A 12,691-nucleotide genomic window follows, 5' to 3' on the forward strand; every position below is an offset into this window, starting at 1 on the left:
CAAAAACAAAAGATAAACTAGAAATTTCAGCATTCCTTGTGCCGAAATTTACGCTCAATTTACTTATAAAATACGCTCGAATACAAAGCACGGAGATAGTTTTGCATGGGTCCCGATGTATTCATCGCCCGGCTTCACGTTCCGCTTTCCTTATATTTTCCAGGGCGGCCACGATGGTATGGCGAGGTGCGCCGATATTCATGCGCATAAATCCGCTACCGCCCTCGCCAAACAGAACACCGGGGCTCATGCCCACGCCGGCTTCATGCACGAAGAAATGCTTGAGTTGCGCATCGCTCATCCCTAGTGCACGGCAATCAAGCCATAGCAGGTAGGTGCCCTCTGGTTTGATAAGCCGGATTTTTGGGAGATGGGTAGCCAGATAATTTTCGACATAATCTCGCGTATCCCGCAGATAGGCCAGTAACTCATCCAGCCATGTCTCGCCTTCCCGGTAAGCGGCTTCGAAAGCGACGATACTAAAAGGATTGGATGCACTGATATGCATCCTGTCAAATATCTGAGTGATAGCCGCACGATGCTTAGTATCCGGCACGATGAGTGAGGAAAGATTCAGCCCAGGGATATTGAATGTTTTGCTGGGTGCGACGGCAGTAAGGATATGAGCCGAGTTCTCTGCCAGCGTCGCAAGCGTGGTGTGCTTATTTTCGGGGTAGATCAAATCAGCGTGGATTTCGTCTGAAAAAACGAGTAGGTCGTATTTTTTTGCAATTCGCAAGAGGTGCTCCAATTCCGGCTTGCTCCATACCCTGCCAACCGGGTTATGCGGTGAGCATAGCAACAGCAAACGCGCCTGTGCTGCACACTGTTCCAGGTGGTCGAAATCAATGGCATAGTGGCCGTTTTCCAGATGCAGCGGATTTTGTAGCAGCTTTCTACCGGTGTTTGTGACCGCCGAAAAAAATGGAAAATACACTGGCGGCTGTACGATTACCGATTCACCTGGCTGGGCAAAAGCCATGATAGCGGCGTGCAACGAGGGCACTACGCCGGGGCACATCATGATCCACTCACGCTGCACCTCCCAACCGTGGCGTCGCTTCAGCCAATCTATCAGCGATTCATACAAGCTGTCCGGGTATTGAGTGTAGCCATACACGGGATGAGCGGCGCGCTCGGCGAGGGCACGGGTTACAGCTGGCGGAGCAGCAAAATCCGTATCGGCAATCCACAACGGGATGACTTCGCCAGTGCCAAACATGCTTTTCCGCCCGTCATATTTGACACTGGCGGTATCGGAACGATTGATGTCGTGGTCAAAACTGCTGCTCAAGTAATTTCTCCTAGACCGTTGCTTCTGACAGCGTATGTAGAAATTTTTGCCGGGTTTCGCAGTTGGCAAAAAATCAACCGAAGCATGAAGGCGAGTGTGGCATTGAAACAGGCACAGTGCTCCGTCTAATTCGCCAAGAACAGTACTGCGATGCCGCTCAACTATTAATCCGGTACGATGAAGTATTAACTCCGTTCGGGCTGAGCTTGTCGAAGCCCATACACCTTTCGACAGGCTCAAGGCGAACGGACTTCAAACATAATCTGACCGAATCAATAACAGACCAAACGTAAAGTGAATTCTATTGTATCGAACGGTACAATATTCCACACTGCTTATTCTATGGAAAGGAAACCATGGATAACACTAACGATACACGCCGCTTCGTGCTGACCATAGCAGAATTGATCCTGCTGGTTATCACATCTTTCCTTACGGGCTGCGCCACGGTGGAAACCCGTCCCGCGGCACCTAAAGACGATGTTTTGACTACCTGCCAGACGCTGTACCAGAAAGTTGATGCCGCCATCGATCTTGCGGGAGTGCGCGACTACGGTTCATCGCCGGTTCGAGATTTTCCTTACTTGCGTACAACTCGCCTGCTCGCCTCGTTCCGCGGCGAATTGACCGCAGAGAAACACTGGACAGCATGGATCACGCACATGGCAGATTTGGATGCTGAGTCGCGTGCGCTGGAATTACGTAATCTGCCCACGTCGGTGAAGAGTCGTCACAACGGCAGCTTAGGTGAAGAACTCAACCGCTGTCGTGAACGCTTGCTTGCCGCCGATCTCACGCAACCGGAGCGCCGCGCTATGTTGCGCGATGCTACACGCGTTCCAGATGATTATGTCACCTGGTGGCAGGCGCTCGGCCTCTATCCACTCACTGCCCCGTTCGTTTCCACCAGAATTTCGGCTTGGCATACCGAGACCCACAACAGCTTCGCCACCCCGTTGGCAGCACTGCCAGTTGCAGGTGAACTGGTACGCTGGGCGTCATCGCCCGGTGCGCTGCTCACTGCTCCACAGGTGGGCGAAATTCTGCATCGCTCACTAGATCCGCTCGCTATTCCCATGCCAACGGACACCGACCTCGACCGGCTCTTCGACACCTTTGCCCCGGTATGGGAGGTGGATGTAATAGATAACAATGATCATATCGGAATGGCACGCTGGGAGAACGGGCCGGTGGTAGACGTGGCGCGCCCGACGTTATATCGCAAGGTCTCGCACACGCGTTTCGGCGATCAAGTGCTGTTGCAACTTAATTATATAGTCTGGTTTCCAGCGCGCTCCGGCAACGACATGTATGCCGGACAGCTAGACGGCCTTAACTGGCGAGTGACTTTAGGCCCGGACGGCGACCCATGGCTGTATGACGTTATCCATAACTGCGGTTGCTACCACGAATTCTTTCCCAGCCGCCACCTGCGTCTGCGCGACAACCTTCCCACTTTTTATTTCGAACCCCCACTGCTGCCGCAACCTGCACCTGAACAACAGCCGCTGGTGCTACGCATCGCTCCCGGCACTCACTTTATTCAGCGAATCTACCACGACGAATCACCACCGAAATTACTATCTGAATTACAGCCGATGGCCTGGGAAGAATACGATGTATTGCGTTCCCTGCCCACTGCTGACGGTTACCACAGCCTGTTCAGTAGATACGGTTTAATCGTCGGCACGGAGCGACCTGAGCGTTTTCTTTTGTGGCCAATGGGCATTCGCTCGCCGGGTGCGATGCGCCAGTGGGGGCGTCACGCCACCGCTTTTGTCGGCCGCCGCCATTTTGATGATGCTTTTCTCATCGAATCGCTATTCAAAAGCGTGCCATGAAGCAATTGCTATGCGGGTCACCCGCCAGACTGGGCAATGGCTACACGAGAAGATCCACCGCGTTGACGCCTAGGCGATCATGACCGACACTGATAACACTGGCATCATGCCCACAACTTGGTACCGCGATATCTAATTTAGTGCAAAATAACAGCGTAATTTTTGAGTACACAGTCAAATCTTCCAAACTTCCATAAGGAATTTCCATGAAGCGACGTACCGTACTACAAAGTCTTGCCCTGCTGACCACACTCCCCTTAATTTCGGCTTGTTCGCGCGACAGGGCAGCTACAAATACGACCAATGTCATAACAGTTACGCCTCTGAATAAACCACATGAGGCGTGGCGACCATTGGTTTCCGCTGATGCTTACCAGGTGCTGTTTGAAGAGGATACCGAACGGCAGAATAGTAGCGAGCTTAATCTTGAGCATCGTGATGGCAACTATATTTGTGCGGCTTGTTACTTGCCTTTGTTCGAAAGTGCGCACAAATTTGAAAGCGGCACGGGCTGGCCAAGTTTTACCCAGCCCATTGCGGGGCAGGTGGGAACAAAACGTGATTTCAAAATGATTCTGCCCCGCACTGAATACCACTGCGCGCGCTGCGGCGGCCACCAAGGCCATTTATTTAACGATGGCCCACCGCCACGTAATGAGCGCTGGTGCAATAACGGTATAGCGTTACGATTTATCCCGAAAGTCGAATCCTTACCAACGCTCAGGAGCTGATTATGACCCTATTGAACCTATTCATTTTTGATAAAAAAGCCCGCAGTGCGCTTAGTATTGCCTTGCTGATATTTGCCGTACTGTCTATCTGTGGGCAAGCAAGGGCACAAAATACGTCCGTAGTCTCCAACGAACGAACTGAACCCGTGATAAGCGTGGCTACTTTTGCTGGGGGCTGCTTCTGGTGCACCGAAGCAGATTTCGACAAAATACCGGGCGTGATATCCACTACATCGGGTTATATCGGCGGCACAGTGATTAATCCGACATACGAACTAGTATCTGCCGGTAAAACGGGGCACGTTGAAGCGGTGCAAGTGCGTTTTGATCCTGCCAAAACCAATTTCGCCAAACTGCTTGACGCATACTGGCCGACGATAGACCCGCTAACCCCTAATCGCCAATTTTGCGATAGTGGTACGCAGTACCGTAGCGTCATTTTTTATCACAATGCTGATCAACGACAGCAAGCTGAAACATCCCGAGCCGCGTTGGTATCTTCTGCACGTTTTACCCAACCCATTGTGACCGAGTTGTTGCCCGCTACAGAATTCTATCCAGCGGAGGAGTATCACCAAGATTTTCACACCAAGAACCCGATTCGTTACAAATACTATCGTTACACATGTGGTCGCGATGCTCGTCTGAAGCAGATATGGGGCAGCAAGAACTGATGATTTTTCACTACATTCGAACGGGAATACGCTACAAAGTAAGAATTCGCCCAAGGGTCATCAATATAGCTGAACGTAATCGATATACCCCGTTTCGTCTCCATAAATAACACTAAGTCCAAGCAGCAATGCTTGTTTGAATTTTTAACCATTTCATAAGGAAAAATATCATGAAACGTTTGTCAATTCGCAACCTCCATGTAAGCCTTGTTGCTGGAATCATCGCAGCCATGACGATGCAAACGGCATCTGTTGCCGCGCCGCAGTCGGCAACGGACACAATAACGATAGAGCGATCCAAGATTCTTACCCAGCCGGGTGTTTTTGGCGTATTTACGATGTTTAAACTGCGGCCAGAATGGAACAAGGTGCCTGCAACTGAGCGAATGGATAGCGCTGCTGAAGTAGCAAAACTGATCGAAAAACATAAAGATAATGTGCTGGTGGATCTTTATCTGACTCGCGGTCTGGAAACAAACTCCGACTTTTTCTTCCGTATAAATGCTTATGATCTCGCTAAGGCGCAGACATTCATGCGTGAGTTCCGGTCGACAACCATCGGTAAAAACGCTGACGTTTTCGATACACTGGTAGGCGTGACGAAGCCCTTAAACTACATCACAAAAGCCAAGTCACCCGAACTTAATGCCGGCCTCAGTGCAGCAACGTATATTGGCGACGCGCCTCGCTACGTTATCGTTATCCCCGTGAAGAAAAACGCAGAGTGGTGGAATCTATCATTTGAGCAACGGCTAAAGGAAATGGAGACCCATACCGTGCCAACACTTCCCTATCTGGTCAACGTCAAGCGCAAGCTCTATCACTCTACAGGGCTGGACGATATCGATTTCATCACTTACTTTGAGACCAACGATTTAATTGCCTTCAACAACTTATTAATCTCTCTCGCCTCAGTACCGGAGAACAAATATCACGTACGCTGGGGCAATCCAACCACACTCGGTACTATTCTCAGCCCGGAAAATGTTATCAAGGCTCTTTCTGAATAGGTTTCTCAATACTTGTCTAACAGGCGACCGCACATACACTGTTACAACAAAACCAAGACGATATGCACCGAACAGCATAATCACTGGATAAAATTTATGAATCGAGCAATGGCGCCATGAAGGTACTTGTGATCTTGGGACATCCACGTAGCCCCAGCCTATGTTCCGCCCTTGCAAACGCCTATGAAAATGGCGCGCTAGCGGCTGGTATGGAAATTGAGAAGATAGATTTGGGGGCGATCGACTTCGACCTTGACGTACATCCGGTTTCGCCGCGGGATCAGCCACTGGAACCTGATCTGGAACGTGCCTTGCAGCTCATCACGTGGGCAGATCATGTGGCTTTTATCTATCCTGCCTGGTGGGGAGTAGGACCAGCTCGACTTAAAGGATTTTTCGATCGGATACTGTTACCGGGATTTGCTTTCAGAGAACGTGACGACGGCCGCTTCGAGGGCTTGCTGACCGGCAAGACGGCCCATCTCATCACCACGTTAGATATGCCGCCTTGGGTATATCGATTCATCTACCGCGCCCCCGGTCACAATGCCATGAAGCGATCCGCGTTAGGCTTCTGTGGTATCACTACTACCCGCATTCTTGCGCTAGGTCCAGTAAAAGACTCCGAGCCGGTTCAACGAGCCCAGTGGCTGGAGCAAAGTCGAGGACTCGGTTTTTCCCTAAAGAATGGGGCCTTAAGCTATATCGATCGTATTACTACTAAGCTGAAAGCATGGCTCAAGGCGTTACGGCTCCAATTTTATCCGATGACCTGGATGGCTTACACGGTCGGCGCATTGGGCGCGGCCGCGGCAAGTGGAAACTGGAACCCATGGGTCTACTGGCTGGGTTATGCCTGTCTATTCTTTCTGGAAGCAGCCACGGTATTTACCAATGATTGGTTCGACTATGAAAGCGACCGTTGCAACCGCAATTTCGGCCCCTTTACTGGCGGCTCTCGGGTACTTGTGGATAAAAATCTAAGCTTCAGTGAACTACGTGTAGGCATCGTAATGTCATTGATGGCCGCCGCAGCCTGTACCGGCTTGCTTGTGGATTATCTTGCAGGCAACAGTGCTGTACCTATTGTAATTCTCATAATGACCGTGTTAGGGCTGGGTTATACGGCGCCTCCCCTGAAGCTCGCCTGGCGTGGGTTGGGAGAACTCAATGTAGCTGTCACCCACAGCTTTGGTGTAATACTGTGCGGCTATATATTCCAAGGTGGAGGCTGGAACAGCCCCTTTCCTTGGCTCATTAGCCTGCCGCTGCTTCTGGCGGTAATGCCGGCAATCATCCTCTCAGGTATCCCCGACTTCGAGGCAGATAAACAAGCTGGCAAGCGCACCTTGGTAGTACGCTTGGGATTAGGCTGGACAACACTGCTAGTTCTAGTTCTGGCCGCAGCGGCGCCATTGGTCGTGATACTTATCAAAGATCAGCCGGCTTTGCGCGGGAGCTTTCAAGGATTGCTACCGTGGGTACTTCCCCATGTTTGTCTACTCGGATTTCTGCTTTACCGTGCCTGGAGACAACAACGGCTATGCGGCCGCATTGATGGACTGATGGTGGCATCGCTGACCTATATCATTTGGTTTGGATTAGTTCCCTTGTTGCATTTAAAATGAGCTAGAAGTATCATCAAAAATGTATTAATTGCGCAGCACTATAAAACAATAAAGCTCGACTCAGCACTGCGTTGAACGCCATAAAAAACTGGACGTTCACAACCTATCCGCCATTTATTCCTTTTTAAAGCACCCTCATAAGGACGTTTCTGGTTTCGACTGTGTGCATATTGATAAGGGAAAAAAGATGTCAAGCTTACTGAAGATATCAGAGACGGTGGCAACTAAAAAAATATTCACGATACTTTTTGCGCTCATCGCTTTGCATATCACGATGTTTGATGTACACGCAGCGCCGACACTCGACAGTTCGTTCGGAAGCAGCGGCATCGTGCGCATCGGGGTGCCCTCCGGCGTAGAAAATAGGCCCTCCGCGTCCGTTCTGCAGCGCGACGGCAAATTGCTGCTCGCTGGTTGGACGTCAAAACGGCAAGCGCGTGCTTTTGTTCTCCGATTACTTCCGAACGGCGCTCCTGATGCCACGTTCGGCCAGAATGGCGTTGCCTTGTTCGATCTGCCCAATGTTTACGCAATCCAACAACTCGAGCAGGGTGCCGATGGTTCCATACTGATAAATGGGGCTAGCTCAAGCGGTTTTGTACTAACCCGGCTCACTGCGAGTGGTATCTTCGACACCAGCTTTGGCGCACAAGGTTTCTTCAGTGCGACAACAACCCCAGCGCGCTTCGTGCAACAGCCGGACGGTAGTCTGCTGATCGTTTCGGACGCCACGCAAGATTCGAACATCGCGTCAGGGGAGCAATTTATATTGCGGCTCACACGCCTTAATTCAGCTGGCGTGCCCGATTCGACCTATGCACCGAATGGCGAAAAGATACTCAGCGGCCTACCTTCGAATTTTAGGATGGACTCAGATGTTCCAGTTATTGCCGAACCTGATGGCGGATTTACAGTTATGGCAAGAGCGAACATTAACGGCGGCAACTATCTGTTGGTTCGCGTGACAGCCGCTGGCACACTCAATTTTGACTTTGGAAAAGACGGTTTAGTCTCGGGGTACGACTTGGGCAATCCCTCCGATATTCCGGTCAAAATGGTGCGCACCTCTAATGGCGGATTGCTTCTGATGGGCGATGCTCCGCCCCAAACAAGCGGCACAGTCGTGCTGTGGAGAGTCACTGCCGGCGGTTTAGCCGATACGTCTCTCGGCACTACCGGTCGACTTGAAATCGATAGTGGCGGCTTCCCTAGCTTCACTTTGCGATTGGCAGTATTGAGCGATGGTGGTATCGCATTAGTCAACTCCGTCAACGATGATGGGGCCATTACTGCGCGCGTGCGTCATTTCAATACCAGCGGAGTCCTAGATAGCGCTTTCGGTATTGCCGGCAGCACGACAATTGCACTTACCGGCTATAGCAGGTTCGCCGCCATCAGTGTCCTGCCAAATGACGCAGGCGGCTTATTGATACCAGCAAGTGTCACTCGGATCCTGACATGCGGCTTCACTTGCTTACCTCGCGGCGAAGATGTTGCCGTCGCAAATCTCAATAGAAACGGCCATCTCCAAACCAGCTATGGCCGAGGAAATGGCTTCGCTGTCGGTGTCGTGAACATCGCTGAATACAGCAACGACAAAATTGACACGATACTTGTTGATGCTTCAGACAAAATTGTGCTTGCCGGGAGTTCAGACGCAGACGCAACCATTGATTATTTGCTTGAGCGCCTGACGACAAATGGCTCCCCCGATATCTCATTCGGAACAAACGGGCGAGTGGCACCGAGGCAATACATCATATTAAAGGGCAAAGTGCGTGCAGCTGAACAAACAAGCGGCGCGATAACGGTCGTGACCGGAACCGCAGCCGGATCTTTTGGCCAGGTCGGCACCGTCACGGCGTTTCAACTTGATCCTGCCGGAATGCTCTACCCCGGATTCGCCCGCGCTCTCGCACCACCAGCGCTATCCAATACGGATATTGCGTTAGGCGTTCGTCCAGATGGGCGCTTGCTTTACGGAACAACAGCATACGACGGAACTGCAATTTTGCAGCAGACAATGCCGGATGGCACGCCTGACCTGAATTTCGGCGCAGGCGGTAAAATCGAATTCCCGTTGTCTGCTGAGGAGCAATCGCGCCAGGCGGACCTGGTTTTGCTTGGCGATGGTTCAGTGGTCTTTGCCGTGCTGACAACTCAGAGTCTGCATCTCTATAATGTCGATTCGCATGGATTGTCGATAGCTTCATTTGGAACGGCCGGTCAGTTTACCTATGCTGCTGCGGATTTTGCCAATACATACTCCATTGGAATACCATTCTCCTTGCTCTCACTGAGCGATGGCTCCCTGTTGGTCGGCATTGGTATTAACAAATACGCACTATCCGGCCGGTCAATCGGATCGCTGCTCGTGATTCGGATTTCCAGCAATGGCCTGCTGATCGGAGCAAACCGTTTGTTGGAGGATCCGGGTAGTTTCGATTGGAGTTTTGCTGCACTGCCCGACGCCAGTGTGGTGATAGCGCGCAGCCGTCACGTTGCAACGAATTCGGCAGCGCTATATCGCCTGCTTTCGAATAACAGTCTTGATGCGAATTTTGGCCTCGGCGGGGCGTATCCGCTACCCGGCATGTTGAGCGTCGATGGACTGACGCTCGATGCCCATTCTCGTTTGCTCGTTGCGGGACAAGATGCGACGAGTGCTGTTCTGGCTCGCTATGATTTAAGCGGAGCGCTCGCCAGTACGCCTATCGTTGAGTTTTACAACACCAATCTGGATCATTATTTCATCACCGCCGACGCCGGTGAAGCTGCTGGCATCGACGGAGGGAGTGCGGGCCCCGGCTGGATTCGCACCGGGAATAGTTTCAAGTCGGGTGGCAGCACGCCCGTTTGCCGGTTCTACGGCAGCCAGGTCCCCGGCCCCAATTCGCATTTCTATACACTAGCAGGTTCTGAGTGTGATGGCCTTAAGCAGCTTCAGGCCATCACGCCCGCTACGCAGAAGCGCTGGAATTTCGAAAGTCTGGATTTTGTCTCGACTCCACCGATCAATGGTACCTGTCCGACCGGAACAGTACCGGTCTATCGGGCCTATAACAATGGGTTTGCCCAAGGCATCGACAGCAATCACCGCTTTTCCAGTGATGCGGCCGCCATCCAGGAAGTCGTCATGCGCGGCTGGATCAATGAAGGTGTGGTCATGTGCGCTCCGATTTGACTTGCCTTAAAATTTTTGATCATGACTTCCCAATCCTTCAGGCCAGCCATTCACGCGCCACAGCGTTAAAAGTGGTTTGTGAGGTGCCAAGAAGCGAAGACACACGACAATAATAAAAAACCCCGCATTACCGGGGTTTGTTAGTTGTTTTGTTGTCTCATGCCATGAAACATCAAAAATGGTTTACACGTTGAAGCGTAAGTGCAGCCTATGTGCCCCGTGTCTACTGAGCATTGCTCTGCGACATGCTTTTGCATGCCCCCTAAAATGCCCCCAAACGATTTTGCTGCCCCATCTGACTGACATTACCCGTTGATATTGCTTGACGTAAAAAAACCGCTCTGATCTCGGGGAGAGAGAGCGGTGAACAGGAGGAAGTAACTACTGCTTTAGAGATGTGATTGTATTAGCTTGATGTTGCATAAATATTACAATTCACAATCATTGACCTTCTGAATATTATGATTGGCGCAGGCAATCTAGATAAAAAAACGCTCTCAACCCCCGAAGGCTAAGAGCAGAAAGGACTAACACCATTAAGCCCTCCACTAAATGCGCGTCAGGGGAGACTTTAAGCGCAAATAGGGACTTGGACTATTTACACTCTATAGCAAGTAGCAGAGAACGCTTGCAGAATAGGTTAATGGCGCTTGAGTGTCTGTGCGGTGAGACACAATTTGCTTAACCTAACCCGCAACCAAAGGTTAACCATGTTGTACCAGAGCAAGTGCTATTTGTAGCACTTGATATTCAAAAATGGAACCACGGAGAATGGGTATCTGCTAATGTGCCTTTGTGGCACAACTTCTATCGGGAAAATGAACAAAAAAAGGCTCTCGACTAGAGGGAAGAGAGCGGACAGAAGGTAAAATGATTGCCCACCACTTAATGCAAGTCAGGGGGGAGACTTCCAGTGCAAATATTACATGCGCTAATTATTTGCACCTTTAGGCGTTAAGTGGAAAGCAATCGCATCTTAGGGGAGAGTTGGCTGCCCGTCAGTGCGGTAAAGCACTTAACCTAAAACCACAGCCACAACACTGTAACGGGTGTGTAACGGGTGTTAATACGATCTCAAACTGAGGTTCTCGAAACTTGGGGCATTGAGATTGGTGCGATTGCAAACGATTACCTGCGAACTATTGCGAACGCATTTACTGCTTTTTATCTTATATTTTCTTATAGTTATGGACGATGACGAGCATTCGCAAACTATTTTATTGGCTTTAGACGTTGAAGCGGAAGTGCATAACATCACCATCCTGTACCAAATAATCTTTGCCTTCCAACCGCATCTTTCCCTTTTCTTTTGCGCCCGCCTCGCCTTTGCAAGCAACAAAATCATCATAACTGATCACTTCGGCCCGAATAAAGCCATGCTCGAAATCATTATGAATGACGCCCGCAGCCTGAGGTGCGGTATCGCCTATGTGAATCGTCCAGGCGCGCACTTCTTTCACTCCGGCGGTAAAATAAGTTTGCAAACCTAACAGCTTGTACGCCACGCGAATCAGTCGATTCAAACCGGGCTCCGCCAAACCAATGTCGGCTAAAAATTCTTTTTTATCTTCATCTGAAAGCTCTGAAATTTCCGACTCCAGTGCTGCGCAAATCGCCACTACCGGAGCACCTTCCCGTGCGGCGAACTCTTCCAGCCGCGTCAATAATGGATTATTTTTAAAACCATCTTCAGCCACGTTGGCCACGTACATGGCAGGCTTAATCGTGAGCAGGCACAGTGGCTTAAGCGAGGCGAGCTGCGCCGCATCCAGCTTCATCATACGCGCAGGTTTGCCTTGATTTAAATGGGCAGCAACCTGATCCAGCAATTCACCAAACTTAGCAGCTTCTTTGTCGCCGGAGCGTGCAGCCTTGGAGTTACGCAACTGGGCTTTTTCCACCGTTGTCATATCCGCCAGCGCCAGTTCAGTTACGATCGTTTCCACGTCTGAAATCGGATCGACCTTTCCCGCGACGTGAATGACGTTGTCGTCCTCGAAACAGCGCACCACATTCAAAATACCATCGGTCTCACGAATATTGGCAAGGAATTGGTTGCCCAGGCCTTCGCCCTTGGATGCCCCAGCCACCAAGCCGGCGATGTCCACAAACTCGGTGATGGCATATTGCATTTTCTGCGGCTTGACGATATCGGCCAACGCTTGCATCCGCGCATCCGGAACTTCCACAACGCCGACATTAGGCTCAATAGTACAGAACGGATAGTTGTCCGCCGCTATACCCGCCTTGGTGAGCGCATTGAATAATGTGGACTTGCCCACATTGGGCAGACCGACGATTCCGCATTTCAGACTCATGAATATTCCTT

The 12,691-nt window shown here is 50.8% G+C and carries 8 protein-coding genes; 6 read left to right on the plus strand and 2 right to left on the minus strand.

What is annotated here, in order from left to right; all coding sequences use genetic code 11:
• Positions 1-121 precede the first annotated feature (121 nt).
• Positions 122-1,294 carry a MalY/PatB family protein gene (locus tag MKZ32_RS12730; RefSeq protein ID WP_239797609.1) on the minus strand — a complete coding sequence of 391 codons (1,173 nt, stop codon included), beginning with the start codon at positions 1,292-1,294 and terminating at the stop codon, positions 122-124.
• Between the two features lie 356 nt (positions 1,295-1,650).
• Here MKZ32_RS12730 and MKZ32_RS12735 point away from each other — a divergent pair, with 356 nt between their 5' ends.
• The 6 genes from MKZ32_RS12735 to MKZ32_RS12760 all read left to right on the plus strand — a co-directional run bounded on the left by MKZ32_RS12735 (position 1,651) and on the right by MKZ32_RS12760 (position 10,362).
• The gene (locus MKZ32_RS12735; RefSeq protein ID WP_239797610.1) at positions 1,651-3,135 is read left to right on the plus strand and encodes a hypothetical protein; all 1,485 of its coding nucleotides are present in this window, start codon (positions 1,651-1,653) and stop codon (positions 3,133-3,135) included.
• A gap of 206 nt (positions 3,136-3,341) precedes the next feature.
• Positions 3,342-3,866, plus strand: coding sequence for a peptide-methionine (R)-S-oxide reductase MsrB (gene msrB, locus MKZ32_RS12740; protein WP_239797611.1), 525 nt, complete (start codon positions 3,342-3,344; stop codon positions 3,864-3,866).
• Between the two features lie 2 nt (positions 3,867-3,868).
• The gene (gene msrA, locus MKZ32_RS12745) at positions 3,869-4,540 is read left to right on the plus strand and encodes a peptide-methionine (S)-S-oxide reductase MsrA (protein WP_239797612.1); all 672 of its coding nucleotides are present in this window, start codon (positions 3,869-3,871) and stop codon (positions 4,538-4,540) included.
• A 170-nt stretch (positions 4,541-4,710) separates the two neighbouring features.
• The gene (locus tag MKZ32_RS12750) at positions 4,711-5,550 is read left to right on the plus strand and encodes a chlorite dismutase family protein (RefSeq protein WP_239797613.1); all 840 of its coding nucleotides are present in this window, start codon (positions 4,711-4,713) and stop codon (positions 5,548-5,550) included.
• Between the two features lie 116 nt (positions 5,551-5,666).
• Positions 5,667-7,178: an NAD(P)H-dependent oxidoreductase gene (locus MKZ32_RS12755; RefSeq protein WP_239797614.1), complete on the plus strand. Its 1,512-nt coding sequence runs from the start codon at positions 5,667-5,669 to the stop codon at positions 7,176-7,178.
• Between the two features lie 187 nt (positions 7,179-7,365).
• Positions 7,366-10,362, plus strand: a complete 2,997-nt coding sequence (locus tag MKZ32_RS12760; RefSeq protein ID WP_239797615.1) for an NHL repeat-containing protein — start codon at positions 7,366-7,368, stop codon at positions 10,360-10,362.
• A gap of 1,226 nt (positions 10,363-11,588) precedes the next feature.
• On the opposite strand, the gene ychF is transcribed toward MKZ32_RS12760, so the two are convergent.
• The gene (gene ychF, locus MKZ32_RS12765; RefSeq protein ID WP_239797616.1) at positions 11,589-12,680 is read right to left on the minus strand and encodes a redox-regulated ATPase YchF; all 1,092 of its coding nucleotides are present in this window, start codon (positions 12,678-12,680) and stop codon (positions 11,589-11,591) included.
• Positions 12,681-12,691: the final 11 nt, after the last annotated feature.

It is taken from the genome of Candidatus Nitrotoga arctica, assembly GCF_918378365.1.
Taxonomy (GTDB): domain Bacteria; phylum Pseudomonadota; class Gammaproteobacteria; order Burkholderiales; family Gallionellaceae; genus Nitrotoga; species Nitrotoga arctica.